Raw genomic sequence first — 16739 nt, 5'->3', positions numbered from 1 at the left:
GAGGGACGTGACCTTCTCATGCTGCTGGCAGGGAACGCTCGAGTCATGAACGCAATCGAATTCAAGGTATCGGCGAGATGCTTGAGTCCGTGGGCGGCGGCGATTGCTGTCCTGGGCTTGACCGGTGTGGCGGCCGCGGGTGCGACGGGTCAAGCGGGGCCACCGGGTGCCTCCGCGGTGCTCCGGGTGGATGTGCGACAAGAGGGCAGGCCGATCAGCACGAACCTGATCGGAGTGTTTTTCGAGGACATCAACTACGCCGCCGATGGCGGGTTGTATGCGGAACTGGTTCAAAACCGGTCGTTCGAGTACCAGCCCACGGCCCGGCCGGACTGGACGGCGTTGACGGCGTGGGAGACGGTGCGGCGGGGCGGAGCGGAGGGTGCTGTGGTCGTTGCGGATGCGTTCCCGATCCATCCCAACAATCCGCATTACGTGGTGTTGGAGACGCGCGTTGTCGGGCGGGGCTTCGGTTTGCGCAACGGTGGGTTTGACGGCATTGCCGTGGAGGCGGGCAGAACCTATGACTTCTCGATGTTCGGCCGGCAGTTGTTTACCGGGAATCGCTGGGGTGGCAGTGGCGTGCTGGAGGGGCCGGCAGAGTTCTCGGTGGAACTGGAGGCGCCGGATGGGACGGTGCTGGCTTCCAACCGGGTGAGCGTGGCCGGTCGGGACTGGCAGAAGGTGACGGCCACGCTGGTACCCGCACGAACCGAGGAGCGCGCGGGTCTGGTCGTGCTTTCGCGGACTCGCGGTGGTGTGGCGCTGGACATGATTTCCCTGTTCCCGCGGGACACGTTCAAGGGACGTCCGAACGGGCTGCGGGCGGATCTGGCGCAGGCGATTGCGGATTTGAAACCCCGGTTCGTGCGTTTCCCGGGCGGTTGTCTGGTTCACGGGTACGGGTTGAACAATCTGTACCGGTGGCCGCAGACCATCGGCCCGGTCGAACAACGCAGGAACCAGCCCAATCTCTGGGGCTATCACCAGAGCATGGGCCTCGGCTACTACGAGTATTTCCAATTCTGTGAGGACATCGGGGCCGAGCCGGTTCCGGTGGTGCCGGCGGGGGTGTGCTGCCAGAATGCCGATTATCAGGGAGGGACGGGCCAGCGTGGCCTGCCCCTGGAGGAGATGCCGGCGTATGTGCAGGAGGTTCTGGACCTGATCGAATGGGCCAACGGCCCGCCCGATTCCAAGTGGGGGTCGCTCCGGGCTGCGGCCGGGCACCCCGAGCCGTTCCACCTGAAGTACATCGGAGTGGGAAACGAGGAACATATCACCCCGGTTTTTAAGGAACGGTTCCGCATGATTTACGAGGCCGTCCGGAGGAAACACCCGGAAATCACCGTCATTGGCACGGTGGGACCGTTTCACAGCGGGCCCGACTACGACGAGGGCTGGCGATTTGCGGATGAGCTGAAGCTCCCCGTCGTGGACGAGCATTACTACGTCTCCCCCGCCTGGTTCTGGGAGAATCTTCAACGGTATGACCGCTACGATCGGGGTCGTTCCAAGGTTTATTTGGGCGAATACGCCGCGCACGATGTGGGACGGCGGAACACGCTGCGATCCGCCCTGGCGGAGGCGGCGTATCTGACGGCGCTGGAACGGAACGGAGACGTGGTGATCATGGCCTCCTATGCTCCATTGTTGGGCAAGGAGGGCCGCACGCAGTGGCGGCCGGACCTGATTTATTTCACCAACAGGCGTGTGTTGCGGACCGCGAACTATTACGTGCAACAACTGTTCAGTTTGAACAGTGGCGATGTGTATTTGGAGGGGGTGTTCGAGGATCCCGCAGGCCCGGCCGGGGAGGCGCTCCGGCCGGACGACTGTGTGTTTGTGGGGACGTGGGACACGCAGGCCGAGTTTGACGACGTGTGTGTGGAGGTGGACGGGCGCACGGTCTGGTTGGAGGATTTCTCGCGGCCGGAAGGCGCGTGGCGGTCGTTGAGCGGCCGGTGGTTGGCGCAGGATGGTGTGTTGCGGCAGCTTGACGATGCCACGCCGGCGCGTTGCCTGTTCACCGCGCCTCCCGGGTCCACGCGGTTCACGCTGACGCTGCGTGCCCGCAAGACCGGAGGCAGCGAGGGTTTCCTGATCGGGTTCCGGTACCGCAGTGCGGATGATTATTACTGGTGGAACCTTGGCGGTTGGGGCAACAGCCGGCACGCGTTCGAGAAGGCGGTGGACGGGGCCAAGCAGGAGATCGGCCGATCCCGGCCCGGACGAATCGAGACGGGCCGGTGGTACCAGATCCGGGTGGAGGTGGACGGGCCGAAGGTGCGTTGCCTCCTGGACGGAGAGCTGGTGCAGCAACTGGAAGATGACGGTTTTGTGCCGCGGCCGGACTTTGCCTGGTCGGCCGTTCGAGATCGGTCCACGGGCGACGCGATCGTGAAACTGGTCAACGGGAGTGGTCGGCCCCGGTGGTTGACCCTCGAGTTGCCGGGGTTGACGGACAGGCGGAGCGGGACCTTGACGGTCCTGACGCATGCGGATCCGCTGGCTGAGAACGAGTTCGGTGCACCCGACCGGATCCGGCCGCAAGTCCGGACCGTGGAGGTGAGCACACCGTTTGCCCTGGAGTTGCCTGCCTGGTCGCTGAGTGTATTACGGTTTGCCACCCGGTAAGTGGGGCCGCGTTATGATCCGACACACTGCCGGGCAGGCCGCGCCGGCGGAGGTGTGTGTGGTCCGGATCGGACTTTGACCCCGGGCTGGTTCAATTGGCGGCGAAGGTTTGCCAACGTCCCCGGATGACGGCCCGAACGGAGGGGCAGAGGGGTGGGAGTTTGTCGGGATTGAGGAAGTTGAGGTCGAAATGCCAGTTGCGCCGGGGTGGGTTGTACACGCTGCCTGTGCCCGGCCACCGATTGGTTGCCACCCGGCTCGGGTAGAGGACGATCATGGAGCCGTTGTAGGTGAGGGTGCGGCCGCTCCAGTTTTCCAGGAATCGCGGAAAGTTTTCCACGCCGCCGCTGTAGGCACCCGGCGCGGTGGGGACGATGCCGGCCAGGAAGGCGGCGTTGACGGTGGTGTCGGTCGCACTGCGATAGGACAACGACCGGTGACTGTGGGCGTCATTCCAGTTGCCTGAGAGGATGGTGATGGCGTCGGCGATGAGGGCCGCTGGCTTTGTTTGCGTGGTGTTGGTGGTGCCCCTGTGGGCGGCCGGGGCGTTGTAGTGGCCCAGGACGTAGAGAGGGTTGGGTGTGGCGACGGTCAATCCGTTGGCGGGTAACGTGGCCCCGTTGACGAGACGGACGGCCGGCAGGACCGATGAAGGGGCGGCACGCAGGTCGGCCACGTAGAGGGAATTGATGGGGCGCCCCAGAAGGGCCCGGACGGGGTTGGTGGCGGAGGAGGCCCAGGTGCTGAACTTCGCAACGTCCAGTTCGACTGCCCGGACAGTCTTGCCTTCGCGTTGATCGGTGAAGGAGACGTTGGTCCGGACGAAATTGGTGACGGCCGTCCAAGGCAGGCTGACGGAGGCCGCGGTCGTGAGGGTGCCGCCCCGGACTTCCAAGCCGGTGTCGCGGAGGATCAGGCGCAGGTCGGCTGAGTTGTAGAAGCGGGCGCGGCCCGATTCCGAGGTGGGGAGTTCGCCCGGCGGCGGGGGTTCCACGATGGCGCGAACGGCATCGGGATCGCCGGGCCCACCGATGGGCACGTTGAGGGTCATCACGCCGCTGTCGGTGCGCCCTTGGAAAACGGTGGTGCCGTTGCCGCGGCTCAACGGATCGTCCGGGTGTTTGTGGAGGTGGAGCGAGCCGGCTGTTGTGACATCGTCCAGGAAGGTGAGGGTGACTCCCGAGCTGGGATTGCAATAAATGTTGCGATTGCCGTGTACGCGGCCGCCTATCGTCATGGGCGCCCCCGGATTGATTTCCAGGTCCAGGTTGTAAAAGATGGCAAACTGGAAGATGGGGATCACGGCCAACTGCACGTCCTGTTGGACGCCCGCAGCCACCGGGTGGGTGTGGGTCAGGTCTCTGGCACGGGCGGCGATGCTGAAGGTGGCTGCGTAACCCGAGAGGCCGCGGTACTGCGACTGGAGGTTGGTGAGCGACCATGGGGTGGCCTGTTCGACCAAGATCCCGCCCGGTTCTCCGGGCGCGGCTTCGAATTCGTAGGCTGCCCATTCCGGGTTTTCTTCTTCCGTGGGGATCCGGGTCCGGTAGACGGGCAATTTGGCCACAACGGCGGCAACCCCCTGGCGGTTGTAGTCGTGGATGATCTCGCTCAGGACCTTTTCGGTGGCGGCTTCGGCTGCGTAAACGGTTTTCTGATAGTCCAGGTTGCGCCGGGTCAGTTGGGCGGTGTGGGCGGTCCAGGACATGGCGGCTGTCAGAATGGCCACCGCCACCCCGCCGAAGAGAACGACCTGGAGCAGTGCCGAACCATGGCGTGTGCCGGGTCTCAAAGGCGCAGTTTTCATATGGGATTCCTACTCCAGCGCCCTTCGGGTGATTCGCGTGCGGACCTGGTAGAAGTCATAGAGTCCGCCCGGACCCACCGCCATACTGGGGAAGAGTAGTTGGTTGAATTGCAGGGTCAGGGCGATGACGCGGTTGTTGTATGGGTTGGTTTGGACGGTCCCGGACAGATCTTCGGCGACGAAGGCGAGTTGGTTGGTGACAAAACGGGCCAGTGTTTGATGGACGCCGTTTTCCGGATCAAAGCGGACGAGCTGTTGGTTGGCCGCGTCGAGGAAATAGCGGACGAACCGGTTGGTGTCGGCCTTGTCCGTGTAGATCTGCAGCGCGTTGCCTGTCTGGGGTTGACCGGGCGACACCGGAACGAACGTGGATTCGTCCCCCCAACCCACCTGGACCCATCCGGCCTCCCGGACCTCCTTCTCCAAGAGGCTGAGGGACCTCCTGGCTTCGTCCGTGGCGCCCAGCTTGGCCCTTCCGATTCTGTCGAGCCGCAGCCCCAACAGATGGAAGGAGATCAGCCCGGCGATGACCAGGGTCAGGAGGGCCGAGGTCACCATGACCTCGGGCAGGGTGTATGCCGCACCCTGCGGCGCATGGGTGCGGGGCAGGTTGGAAGGAGGCCGCTTCATTGGTCCGGACCGCGGTAGGTGGTGACCGAGTTTGTAAAAAGGCCGCGGTGCTTGAAGTCCCAGATCGTTTCGGCGCGGATGAGTTTCAATGGCGGGTTGGTGGACACCACCACGATGCTGACGATGGAGGTGGCGTAGGGGATGTTGCTGCCGCCGGCGGGGATGTCCAACACCTCGACCCGCGGAGGGAAGTTGGTCGGAACGAGCTGGTCCACCGGTGGCGAGGCCTGTGTATCCCACTTGGCCGCGCGGGCCTGTTCCAGACGCGCCGTGGCCAGCGCCTGGGCCGAGAGCCAGTACGCGGTCCATTCCGCCCTTTGGGTCGTGATCAGGTAACCGGTGAGGACAGAACCGTAGAGTAGCCCGGCGACGGCCAGGGCCACCAGTACTTCCGTCAGGGTGTACCCTTGATTGGCAGGCTGATTTCGACAAGCCCGTACGCGTTTCATACGGCCCAACCCCATCGGATTCGCCGGTTGGCCGGGCAGCAGGTCGCGTGCCTGTCATCGACCCCCTTGTTTGCAACGTTGGACAGCCTTGGGATGGGGCACCACGCGGTCACCAGCGTCCTGTTTCAAGACATCCAGGTGCTCCCGGGGTTGGGACCAGCAGGTCGTTCGTGGCGAGCGGAAGGTGGAGTGCAGGGAATCGTGCCGTCCAAGAGTGTGTCCCATCCGATTCAGGGCGTGTTCCCCGCAAGGATCGTGATGGTGCCGGGAGGCTTTCCTGAAAGAAAGGCCAACCAACGGAACGGTTGCGGGCCCGGGATCGGGCACTGGAGGATATCGGGAGGCGCCTGCTGTCCGGCCGGTCAGGATGCGCGCGGGGTGGCTCCCGTTTGCGATGGCTGCTCGGGCTTGCCGGTGCGGGAAACCTGCCGTAACCACAAGGGCATGTCTTGTTGGGCTGCCATTTTCGATTGGGACGGGGTGATCGTGGACTCCTCTCGCGCGCATGAGCGCGCGTGGGAACGGCTGTCGGCGGAGGTGGGCCGCCCCCTCTTTCCCGGGTTTTTCCTTCGGAGTTTCGGCATGAAAAATGAACGTGTGATCCGGGAACTCCTGGGGTGGACGGCTGATCCGGCGGAACTGGCCCGGTTGGGTCTGCGGAAGGAGGAGTTGTTCCGGGAGGAGATTCGGGAGAATCCATTACAGCCGCTGCCGGGAGTCCGGGCCTTTTTGGAGCGGCTGCAAACGGCGGGCGTTTCCTGTGCGGTGGGGTCCTCGACACCCCGGGCCAACATCGAATGCGTGATTGACGGGTTGGGACTGCGCCTGATGTTCCGCGCGATCGTTACAGGTGAAGACGTTCAGAAAGGCAAGCCGGATCCCGAGGTCTTTTTGCGGGCGGCGGAACGGCTGGGGGTGCCGCCGGAACGGTGTGTGGTTTTTGAGGATGCACCGGTTGGGATCGAGGCAGCGCGGCGTGCGGGCATGCGTGTGGTCGGGGTGGCGGGTACGCATCCGGCCGAAAAGTTGGTGGGATGCGACCGGGTGGTGCACCGCTTGGACGAACTGACGGTGGAGGAGTTGTCCTCCTGGTTCGGATCGGTGGCGCCGGGGGCGGGCGTGGGAATGGCGGGCGGACCGGCTTGTGCACCCGGCCGGTTGGGCCCGGTTTGAGTGCTGCCCGCGGAGCCCACGGGTAGAGGGTGGATGGGAGCCCCGTTGTTGGCTACGGGATTTTGCTGTTTGTCTTGGGACCCGGCTTGGTTAAGAATCCGGCCGCCATGAAAGGTTTGGAACAACAGGTGGCGGTTGTGACCGGCGGCAGCCGCGGCATTGGCCGTGCCGTGGCCTTGCGGCTGGCGTCCGCCGGGGCAGACGTGGCGGTGGTGGCACGGTCCGTGGAGGCATGTATGGCCACTGTTGAAGAAGTGCGCCGCCTGGGGCGCCGTGCCTGGGCGTTTGCGGCGGACGTGTCGCAGGCGGCCAGCGTGGAGGCGGCAGCGGAGGCCATCCTGCGCGAGGCCGGCCGGGTGGACATCCTGGTCAACAACGCGGGCATTACGCGGGATGGTTTGCTGATCCGGATGAGCGAGGCCGATTGGGACGCCGTCCTGGACACGAATTTGAAGGGCGCCTTTTTGTTCACGCGGGCTTTTGCGCGCTCGATGTTGAAGCAGCGGGCGGGTCGGATCATCAACATCAGTTCGGTGATCGGGCTGATGGGGAATGCCGGGCAGACGAATTATGCCGCCAGCAAGGCCGGTCTGATCGGGTTCACCAAATCGTGTGCCCGGGAGTTCGCTTCGCGTGGCGTGACGGTCAACGCGGTGGCGCCGGGGTTCATCGAGACGGACATGACCGCGGTGCTGAACGAGGAACAGCGGCAGGCGATTCTGTCGCGGGTGCCGATGGGTTGCCTGGGCCGGCCGGAGGACGTGGCGCATGTGGTGTGGTTTCTGGCGTTGCCGGAGTCGCGATACATCACCGGGCAGGTCTTGACGGTGGACGGCGGACTGGTCATGTAAAGGGCGGCGCGGACGGCGCCGGAGACGGTTTTTCGGGGCTTGACGCCCCGGGAGGGGTTCCATAGACACAGAGCAACAAAGACCGAGCAACTGGAGAGACCCATGGCTGAAAACAGCATCGAACAGAGAGTCAAAAAGATCATTGTCGAGCAGTTGGACGTGAACCCGGATCAGGTCACGCCGGAAGCACGGTTGATCGATGATCTGGGGGCCGACTCGCTCGACGCGGTGGAGCTGATCATGGCCCTGGAGGAGGAATTTGGCCATGACATCCCCGACGAACAGGCGGAAAAAATGCAGACCGTCGGGGACATCATCAAATACATCGAGGAATTGGAAGCGGAATAGGGGCCGAAACGGATGGAGCGGGGCAGGGCGGCGGTCCGGCCGCGCGCGCTGCCCCTTTTGAGTTTATGGGAGGAAGTTTCTGCGAGCGCCGTGTGGTGGTGACCGGGCTGGGCGTGGTCACCCCGCTGGGTACCACCCTGGAGACGTTCTGGGAGAACCTGATCGCCGGGCGCTGCGGGATCCATCGGATCAGCCGGTTCGATCCATCACCGTTCGCCACCCAGATCGCGGCCGAGGTCCGGGATTTTGATCCTTCCCCGGCCTTTCCCTCGGCCAAGGAACTTCGGCGCACCGACCGGTTCGCCCAGTTCGGCATCTACGCCGCCTGGGCGGCTTTGAAGGACTCGGGTGCCGACCTGGACAAGCTGAACCGGGAGGAGATCGGGGTGATCATCGGTTCGGGTATCGGTGGTTTGGAAACCACGACGCAGCAGCACCAGGTCCTGCTGGAGCGGGGGCCCAACCGGCTGTCGGCGTTCATGATCCCGATGCTGATCAGCAACATGGCCTCGGGCATGTTCTCGATGTACTACGGCCTGAAGGGCCCGAACTACGCCACCTGCTCGGCCTGTGCCACTGCCAACCATGCCATCGGCGAGGCATGGCGCACGATCAAGGCGGGCGACGCGGTCATGATGTTCGCCGGTGGCGCCGAGGCGACCATTGTGCCCATCGGCATTGGCGGCTTTTGTGCCATGCGCGCCATGAGCACCCGGAACGACGATCCCCAGCGGGCCTCCCGGCCTTTCGATCGCGAACGCGACGGCTTTGTGATGGGGGAGGGCGCGGGCGTGATCGTGTTGGAGGAGCTGGAACACGCCAAGCGGCGCGGCGCGCGCATCTACTGCGAGGTGGTCGGCTATGGCAACACGGCGGACGCCCACCACCTGACCGCTCCTTCGCCGGGCGGTGAGGGGGCGGCCCGTTGCATGCGGATGGCGCTGCGCAACGGCCGGTTGAATCCGGAGGACGTCACCTACATCAACGCGCACGGGACCTCCACTCCCGCGGGTGACGTGGCTGAGACCCAGGCGATCAAGGCCGTGTTCGGCGAGCACGCGCGGCGGCTGGCGGTCAGTTCCATCAAGGGCGCCGTGGGCCACATGCTGGGTGCGGCCGGTGCGGTGGAGATGGCTGCCTCGGTCCTGGCGCTGTGGCATGGCGTGGTGCCGCCCACCATCAACTACGAGGTGCCGGATCCCGAATGCGATCTGGACTATGTGCCGAACACGGCCCGGGAGCTCAAAATCCACGCTTTCATCAACAACTCCTTCGGCTTCGGCGGGCACAACGCCAGCATAGCGGCGAAACGATTCGAGGGTTGAAACACCCGCGGGCACGGTCCGGGCGGATCCGGCCCGCGCTGCCGGCATGAACGCGCTGGCCTGGATCGAAACGAAGCGCGACGGGGGCGTCCTGTCGGACGCCGACTGGCGCGCGTTCGTCCGGGCCGTGGTGGAGGGGACCGTTCCGGACTACCAGATCAGCGCACTGCTCATGGCAGTGTACTTCCGCGGCCTGAGCGAGGCGGAGACCGCCGCGCTCACCCTGGCCATGCGCGATTCGGGCCGGACGTTCACCTGGCCGGGCGACTCGCGGCCTGTCGTGGACAAACATTCCACCGGCGGCGTGGGCGACAAAGTGTCGCTGCCGCTGGCGCCGCTGCTGGCGGCGCTCGGGTTTCGCGTGCCCATGATCTCCGGGCGCAGCCTCGGCATCACCGGAGGCACGCTCGACAAACTGGAGTCCATCCCGGGTTGCCGCACCCGCCTTCCGCCGGAGGCCTTTCAGGCGCAGGTCCAGGAGGTGGGCTGCGCCATTGTGGGACAGACCGAGGACCTCGTGCCCGCCGACCGGAAACTCTACGCTTTGCGCGACGCGACCGGGACCGTTCCCAGCGTGCCGCTGATCACCAGCTCGATTCTCTCCAAGAAACTGGCCGAAGGCATTGAAGCCCTTGTCCTGGACGTCAAGTGCGGCCGGGCCGCGTTCATGCGGGACCTGGATTCGGCCGGGGCGCTGGCCCATTCGATGCTCCGACTGGCCACCGCGTGCGGGGTGCGAACCACCGCCCTGGTCACCGCAATGGATCACCCCATTGGCCGGGCGGCGGGCAACTGGCTCGAGGTCAAAGACACCCACGAGTTCCTTGTCGCTTGTGCGGAAAGTCGGCCCGGCTCCGACCGGACAGCCGGGTGGAACGATCTGGAGCGGCTCGTGGTGGAATGCGCGGCTCATCTGTTGAGGCTCACCGGACGTGCGGGCGGGATGGACGAGGCGCGGGAGCAGGTGCGAGCCTGTCTGTATTCGCCCGAACCATTGCGGGTCTGGCGGCGGATGCTGGCCACCCAGGGTGCGGACCTTGATGCCTTTGAGCGTGCACTGGGCCGCGACACACTGGCACCGTGTGTCCGGGAAGTGCATGCCGTTGAGGACGGCTGGGTCACGGATTGTGACGCCCGGATCGTGGGCGAAATCGTGCGTGATCTCGGAGGCGGGCGGCGGAAGGCGGAGGACTCCGTGGACGCGCGCGTGGGAGTGGATCGGCTGGTGAAGGTTGGCGAAAAGGTGCACCGCGGCGATCTGCTGGCCCGGGTGCACGGGCCGGATGCGGAGCGAACCCGGGCAGCGGCAGCGCGTCTGGAAAAGGCCTTTCGGATCGGCACGTCCCGGCTTCACCCTGCCGGGCCGATACTGTGGGAAGTGGGGGTGACAGTCAGCCGTTGATTGCTTGTTCCGGGTGCCACAGGGCGGGGCAATCACCGGGAGAAACGGCTCGTGGGTTTTCTGCAACTCCGGGCCTTGACACTTTTTTTTTTTTGTACATGTACACTAAAGGGTAGGAAAACAACATGGTCCTCACTTCCGTTTCGCTTCACCAGGAATCCTCGCATGGCTCGCGCCGCTGCGACCATCCTGCTGGCGAGTGGTGTTTCTGCCATGGCTTGTTGGCTCGGCTTCGACAAGGATTGTCCGAACCCGATTTATTACGGGGGAGAGCTGTGCTGGCTTCTGGACGAAACCGATACCTTCCCGTGGGTGACTCGGGCGTATGGTACCTGGGCATACACGAGCTACTACGGCGATCAGGAGAAGCATTGTACCTACCTGTGCCCTACTCACGGCGCCCAGCACTTCTTCACAGGTGCATATCCCACCGGGAATCGGGTGTATTGCCCGCCAGGACCGTAAAGTGGGAAAGGCTCAGGGGACTGCGGATCAATACCGAGCCGAGCACCGCCACAAGCGGGGGAGCGTTTCCATCGGGCGGGCTGATCGGCACCCTGCCTCGCGCACGAGGCAGGGAGGGGGCTGTGTCCGTCCGGCGCACCTTCCGGATGGCCTGCGGTTTCGCCCGACCAGGGCAGTGTGCGTGTAAAAGGTCTCTCAAGCCCATGATGTCGCCTTGTGCTCCCATCTCCGCGGCATGGCGCTTCTGCCGATTGATCATGTGGCACGCTGTCAGCCGGGTGCCGAGGCTGTTCCTCTTACTTCTGAGTGTTTGCGGGACAGTTACGGTCGGTCGGGGGCCGGGCTACGCGGCAGATGAAGGCATCAGTTTCCGTGAATTTTTGGCGGAAACGCCCTGGATACGGCATGTCGTCTACCGCAGGTCGCTGAGCTATGAGCGGGTCCGCGCGGCTGACAGACCCGGGGCGCCCGAAGAGCTGTTGCCGCGACTCCATGTGCTCGGTGAGTACGAAGGGGCGTGGCAACCGAAAGGCTGGTACCTGCGGTGTTTCATGGACATTCTTTATCCTTTGTACAGCGCCAAGGAAGGCTGGCTCTTTACCAACGTGCCGGAACCCGGTCTGGAATATGTCATCGGCGCCAATGAGGAATACCAGTGGCGGATTTCTCCCCGGCATGCGGTTGTGACGATCGATCCTCTGCCGGGCCGGCCGGGGCACGTGGGTTCCATGGGGGTTGTGCACGCCTATTATGAATCGCAGCTACGTCGGATGCTGCGCCTGGGGTTGGATCTCATGGGGCTGGGCCGGCTGGCCTGGCAGGACGAGCGTCGTTTCACAGTGGAACCGAGCGTGCTCACCGGCGTTTACAAGTGGCCGAACCCTGGTGGACGCGGTGAGATTGTGCGGCTTGACGAGCTGGGCCGGCCGCTGGAGGTGGTATACCAGGTGCGCGGCAGCGCACCCGATACGCCGCCGGTTCGCGTTCTTTATTCTTACAAGGAGGGTGTGCGGTTTCCTCCCCACGGAATCCTGGTGTTTGAGGAGGTTCCGGGAGAGGGGTTGGTAGTCCACACGAATTATATTGACGAACTGGTCGTGGGCTTGGACCCGCAGGCTCCTCGAGGCTATTATCCGGAGCAGTTTCGTTCAACGCGAGTTCCGCTCAGCCGGCTCCTCGTGTGGTCCAACCTCACCCGGTACGAAATCACCCGAGACGGCCAGTGGATAGAGGCGCCGACCCCGGCCTATGAACCTCTTCCCGAGGAAGTATCTTCCAGGTTCCTTCGCAATTTACTTTTTGGGGTTGTCATGCTGGGGCTGCTGGCGGCTGGTTGGATGTGGTGGCGTTTCAGAAGAGTCGCCACAGATCGGTCTGGCAAGTCGGCGCCGTCCTGAGAAGGGTTCGATGTCCCGGGGAGGTCGGGGCCCGGGTGTCGCGGTGGTTTGACGTCTTAAGAGGCTGACCGGCCGGATCCCGGTGAGAGTTCATCCGGCAGGGTGTGAGGTTTTGTGGTGGGAAGCTGCGTATGGCCGGGGCCGGTGGGAATTGGTGCGTGTGTTGGCGCTTGAGGTGGCAGATGAGTCGCCTGAGGATTCCAGATGCTTCAAGGACGGGTGTGAGCGGGATCGTAACTGCGGTATTGCGGATGGCTGGTGGGGTCCTTTTTGTGGCGGGGCTGTTGTCGCTCGTCGAGCCCGCGAACGGCCCGACCGGCGCGGAATCTGGTGGAGAGAGTATTGGGGTGCCACATTTGCAGTGGGTGGGCTGGGCGGAGATGGCTGCGGGCGCGGTGGTGGCTTTGGCGCCGCCTGCTATAGGGATGGGAGTGCTGACCGGCACCGGAGCGGTCCTGCTGGGATGGCGCGGATGGTTTTTGGAGGCTGGGGCTCCATGTCCCTGTTTGGCGGGACTGCGGCAGCGGCTCGGATTCACTGCGCAGAGCTGGGACCCCTGGATGCGCGCCCTTGCTGCGTGGTTTTTGATGGCGGGTTTGGCGTGCATGTTCGTCCTGTGGATGGGCCGGGAACGGTGTCGGAAACCTGTCGCACGGGAGGTTGTTCCGGGTCTTGGGATGGTCCTGTTCCTGTTCTGGAGCTTGTTCTGGTGGACGGGTGCGTATCGGGAGGTGCTGGTGGGGGTGGATGATTGTTTTGAGCTGCCCAAGATGCTTTTTTTGGCCCGACATCCTGATCTGGCGAGGGCAGCTTACAATGATCAGCCCTGGCTTCACACGCTGATCAATGCCCGATTGATGCGTTGGTTGGGCGAGGAGGTTCTATGGCCGCGATTGTTTCAGATGTTCTCAGTGTCTGCTTTTTGGATGGCCGTGGGGTGGCTGGGGCAGCGGCAGCTCGGTGTTGCAGGCCTGCTGGGGGCGGCTGTCCTCATGCTGAGCAATCAGGAGACCGTGCCGTTGTGGTTCAGTGTGATGTTGGAGCCGGCGGCCCTGGCCTGGGCGTGTGTGTCGGCGGCGTGTTTGTATCGGCCCGGGGGGTTGCCTCGCCATTGGCAGGTGGTTTTGTCGGGCGTGGTGATGGCCGCGGCTGCACACATGAAGCTGACCGCGGCAGTTGCCGCTCCGGGCCTGGTGGCGCTGGTGGCGTCCCAGTATGGATGGATGGCCGGCATCAGAATGCTCCTGCCGTGGATGGCGGGGTTTCTACCTGCCTTCGGACTTTTCGCATTCATATCCCCGAACTTTCATTGGGGTTGGTTGCTGGGTGTGCACTGGGAAGCACGACACACGCTCACCGTCGAGGTTCTCGACGTCGAGATGTGGGGCCTTTTCTTGCGGTCCGGATGGCTGCCGACGGGAGTGGCGGGTCTCGCGGGACTATGGATCGTGTTGAGGCGGCGAGATCCAGCCATCGGATGGTGGGCGGTGGGGATGCTTTGCGGGGCGCTTGCATTTCTGGGGATCGCACGTCCCTGGTGGCCCATGTACCAACTGCAGTTTCAGATCCCGATGGCCGTCCTTGGTGGTCTGGCCGTTCAGCAGGCGTGGTGGAACTTGCGCGACGTCGCGGTGGTGGCAGTTCGGGGGGGACCGGCGGGTGTGGGAAGGCCGGTGGATACCCGGTGGTTGGCCTCGGGATTCGTGAAGGTGTTGGCGTTGCCCACCCTGGCTGCTCTATGGATCGGGCCGGGTGCGGCCGAGATAGGGCTGGGACTGCCGAGGATGCGGGAGATGACGTGGCTGGTGAATCCGGGTCGTCTCGAGCTGTTACGGCTGTTTGCACCGAAGGTTCGGTGGGTGTACGGCTCGCCGGAGACGGGCGGTGAGCGGTTTCTGGCCGGTGTATGTCCGCCGCCGGAGTTGTTGGTGGTGTCGGGCAAACGCCTGGCCAGTGGGACGCTGGATGCCCGGCGTTACAGGGAATTGATACAATCTTCCAGGCCTGAAGTCTTGATTCTCTCGCGACGTGATCTTGCGGACCCGGCGCTTTTGGCATGGGTGCGGGATACTTACGAATGCGTTCATCGGACGGAGACCCATGACATGTGGGTTGTTCGGTCTCTGCTGCCTCAGGGGGCAGTATTACAGGATCTCCGACCGTCGCTCCTGGGCCCGTCCCACGGGATGTGATGCCGGGGTGGGAGCCTCCGGGAGTGTGAGGAGAAAACAAGCCGGCGAGGAGGACACGGCGGTTGTGGGCAAGCGAGCGACGCGGTGTTTTTTAGGCGGTGGCGGCCGGGCGGGCGCACGAGGGAATGTGTGTGTGTGGAGCGGCTGGTGAAGGTGGGTGAACGGATGCGTGGAGGCGAGGTCCTGGGGCGTGCGCACGAGCTGGACGCGGATCGGACCCGGAAAGCGGAGGCGCAGATGGCGAGGGGCATGGAGAGCCGGCGAATTGCGGATGTCCCCGGCGGGCGGGTCCTGATCAGCGTGGGGTTGGCAGGTGTGGACTGAGCGCCCGTTCTTGAGGGTGGTCGCAAGGGCAGTCGGGGGCAACCCGGGGCACACGGGTTATGGGAACGGCTTGTCTCCGTGCACGGAGGGTTGCGGCCTTTTGGTGGATCGGATGGTTCAGGGGTTGCGCGGCGAAGCCGGGCCGGGCTCCGGCGGAGGTTTGGAGATGTTGGGGGCGATGGACCGGTGGCAAGAAGACCGCGAGGGATCGGGACGGGCCCGAACGGATACCATACTTCGTTGACGGGCGGGCTGTCGCGGCCGTATGGCTCGTCACCTCGGGCGCACGACGGGGAGGGGCAGGCGGGCGGTTGAAGAGGGAAGTGGTATGTTAGCGTATGGAAGTGAGTATTCATCCGGCGCTGGCCGGGCATCTGGGGGAGGCGGTGCGCTTGTTGCGCCGCCGGCTGCGCAAGCGTTTGGAGCGGGTCCGGCGCGATCCTGATCCGGAGGGTGTCCATCAGTTGCGCGTGGAGACGCGGCGGGCCCTGGCGCTGGTGGACCTGGTCCGTGCGGCCGGACTGACCCGGAAAACGCGCAAGTTGCGGAAGGCGTTGAAACGGCAATTGGACGCATTCGACGAGGTGCGCGATCTGCACATCTGTCGGCAGCGCCTTCGGGAGGTGGCGGACGCGCCCGGGGAGGTCGAACCCCTGGCGACGTTGTGGGCGAAGCGGGAGGAGAAGATGGCCCGGTCGGTGGCGCGGAGGCTTTCCGGCCGGTCTTTGAAGGAAGGGGAGAAGCGCTTGAAGAAGTTGGAAAAAGTGCTGGGGCGGGCCGCTCGGGCCGAGGGGGAGGAACCGGTCCGGGGCGCGGTGGCGGGAGTGTTGGAGCCCCTGTTCGCGGAGGTTCAGCGGCGGTCTCGGTTGGTTCGGACACCGGCCGGGGTTCACCGTTTGCGGGTGGCGTTCAAGAAGTACCGTTACGCCTGCGAGATGTTGCGGCCCTTCCTGTCCGGTCTTTCTGATGCCGTCCTTGCTGCGATGCTTGAGTTTCACGGGCTGATGGGGGATTTGCAGGATCATGCGGTGCTGCGGGGGGCGGTGCGGCGGGACGCGGCGAAGGCGGGTTTACCCGGGACGGTGCATCGGGCGTTGCTGCGGAAGCTTCAGGAACGTCAGGTTGAGATTCTTCAGCGGTGTCAGGCTACGGTGCGGCAACTGGCCTCGTGGCGGCCTTCCGGACTGGCGCGGCCGCGGTCCCGGTGACATGCTCGGCGTGTGAAGCTGTACCTGCTGCGTCATGCTGAAGCTGAGGACTTCCGGGAGACCGCCTCCGGTTCGGACGCGGAACGGGCGTTGACGCCGAAGGGGCGACGCCGGGTGAGATGCCTGGCTCACGCGCTGCGGCAGCGGAAGGTCGAGTGTGATTTGTTGTGGACGAGTCCGCTGACGCGCGCGTTGCAGACGGCCGAGCTGATGGCGCGCGGCCTGCGCATGGCCCGGCCGCCGGTGGTGGTGGATTGTCTGGCTCCGGATCGGACCGCTCGCGAGGTGGTGGCGGAGTTGCAGGGGCTGCGGCCCTTGCCGGACGCGCTGATGCTGGTGGGGCACGAACCGATGTTGAGTCGTCTGGCGGCATGGTTGTGCACGGGCGATCCCGAGGGGCTGGGCCTGGATCTGAAAAAGTGCGGCCTGATCCGATTGGATTTGGACAAGATTCAGGCCGGTCGCTGCGCGACGTTGGAGTGGTTGATTGCGCCCCGGTGGTTCGCCATGGATTGAGGCCGGCGTGAGGCG

General features: G+C 64.6%; 14 protein-coding genes. 11 read left to right on the top strand and 3 right to left on the bottom strand.

Annotated elements, in window-relative coordinates; translation table 11 throughout:
• The first annotated feature begins 45 nt into the window (after window positions 1–45).
• Complete coding sequence (locus tag ACPDIX_RS07175) at window positions 46–2637, top strand: alpha-L-arabinofuranosidase C-terminal domain-containing protein (RefSeq protein WP_423431099.1); 2592 nt, start codon at window positions 46–48, stop codon at window positions 2635–2637.
• A gap of 91 nt (window positions 2638–2728) precedes the next feature.
• On the opposite strand, the gene ACPDIX_RS07170 is transcribed toward ACPDIX_RS07175, so the two are convergent.
• The 3 genes from ACPDIX_RS07170 to ACPDIX_RS07160 are packed head-to-tail and all read right to left on the bottom strand — an operon-like array spanning window position 2729 to window position 5523.
• The gene (locus tag ACPDIX_RS07170) at window positions 2729–4444 is read right to left on the bottom strand and encodes a hypothetical protein (RefSeq protein ID WP_423431098.1); all 1716 of its coding nucleotides are present in this window, start codon (window positions 4442–4444) and stop codon (window positions 2729–2731) included.
• 9 nt (window positions 4445–4453) lie between these two features.
• A complete protein-coding gene (locus ACPDIX_RS07165; RefSeq protein ID WP_423431097.1) occupies window positions 4454–5074 on the bottom strand; it encodes a PulJ/GspJ family protein in 621 nt (206 codons plus the stop codon).
• Complete coding sequence (locus ACPDIX_RS07160) at window positions 5071–5523, bottom strand: type IV pilus modification PilV family protein (protein WP_423431096.1); 453 nt, start codon at window positions 5521–5523, stop codon at window positions 5071–5073. The genes ACPDIX_RS07165 and ACPDIX_RS07160 overlap by 4 nt, the downstream gene beginning before the upstream one ends.
• A 93-nt stretch (window positions 5524–5616) precedes the next feature.
• Here ACPDIX_RS07160 and ACPDIX_RS07155 point away from each other — a divergent pair, with 93 nt between their 5' ends.
• From ACPDIX_RS07155 to sixA, 10 genes are all read left to right on the top strand, one after another.
• A complete protein-coding gene (locus ACPDIX_RS07155) occupies window positions 5617–6696 on the top strand; it encodes an HAD family hydrolase (protein WP_423431095.1) in 1080 nt (359 codons plus the stop codon).
• Window positions 6697–6803: 107 nt separating this feature from the next.
• A complete protein-coding gene (gene fabG / locus ACPDIX_RS07150; protein ID WP_423431094.1) occupies window positions 6804–7547 on the top strand; it encodes a 3-oxoacyl-[acyl-carrier-protein] reductase in 744 nt (247 codons plus the stop codon).
• 102 nt (window positions 7548–7649) lie between these two features.
• Window positions 7650–7895 carry an acyl carrier protein gene (locus tag ACPDIX_RS07145; RefSeq protein WP_423431093.1) on the top strand — a complete coding sequence of 82 codons (246 nt, stop codon included), beginning with the start codon at window positions 7650–7652 and terminating at the stop codon, window positions 7893–7895.
• A 65-nt stretch (window positions 7896–7960) separates the two neighbouring features.
• Window positions 7961–9220 carry a beta-ketoacyl-ACP synthase II gene (gene fabF / locus ACPDIX_RS07140; RefSeq protein ID WP_423431092.1) on the top strand — a complete coding sequence of 420 codons (1260 nt, stop codon included), beginning with the start codon at window positions 7961–7963 and terminating at the stop codon, window positions 9218–9220.
• A gap of 46 nt (window positions 9221–9266) precedes the next feature.
• The gene (locus ACPDIX_RS07135; protein ID WP_423431091.1) at window positions 9267–10622 is read left to right on the top strand and encodes a thymidine phosphorylase; all 1356 of its coding nucleotides are present in this window, start codon (window positions 9267–9269) and stop codon (window positions 10620–10622) included.
• An 845-nt stretch (window positions 10623–11467) separates the two neighbouring features.
• The gene (locus tag ACPDIX_RS07130) at window positions 11468–12484 is read left to right on the top strand and encodes a hypothetical protein (protein WP_423431090.1); all 1017 of its coding nucleotides are present in this window, start codon (window positions 11468–11470) and stop codon (window positions 12482–12484) included.
• Between the two features lie 347 nt (window positions 12485–12831).
• Window positions 12832–14676, top strand: coding sequence for a hypothetical protein (locus tag ACPDIX_RS07125; protein WP_423431089.1), 1845 nt, complete (start codon window positions 12832–12834; stop codon window positions 14674–14676).
• A 129-nt stretch (window positions 14677–14805) separates the two neighbouring features.
• A complete protein-coding gene (locus tag ACPDIX_RS07120; protein WP_423431088.1) occupies window positions 14806–15000 on the top strand; it encodes a hypothetical protein in 195 nt (64 codons plus the stop codon).
• 338 nt (window positions 15001–15338) lie between these two features.
• Window positions 15339–16208 (top strand): CHAD domain-containing protein, encoded by an 870-nt coding sequence (locus ACPDIX_RS07115; RefSeq protein WP_423431087.1) that lies wholly within the window; start codon window positions 15339–15341, stop codon window positions 16206–16208.
• A 12-nt stretch (window positions 16209–16220) separates the two neighbouring features.
• Window positions 16221–16724, top strand: a complete 504-nt coding sequence (gene sixA / locus ACPDIX_RS07110; RefSeq protein WP_423431086.1) for a phosphohistidine phosphatase SixA — start codon at window positions 16221–16223, stop codon at window positions 16722–16724.
• The last annotated feature ends 15 nt before the right edge of the window (window positions 16725–16739 follow it).

The sequence above is a fragment of the Limisphaera sp. 4302-co genome (assembly GCF_049537155.1).
Lineage (GTDB): Bacteria > Verrucomicrobiota > Verrucomicrobiia > Limisphaerales > Limisphaeraceae > Limisphaera.
The sequence above is the reverse complement of the archived record's forward strand: the minus strand, read 5'-3'. Positions and strand labels throughout refer to the sequence as shown.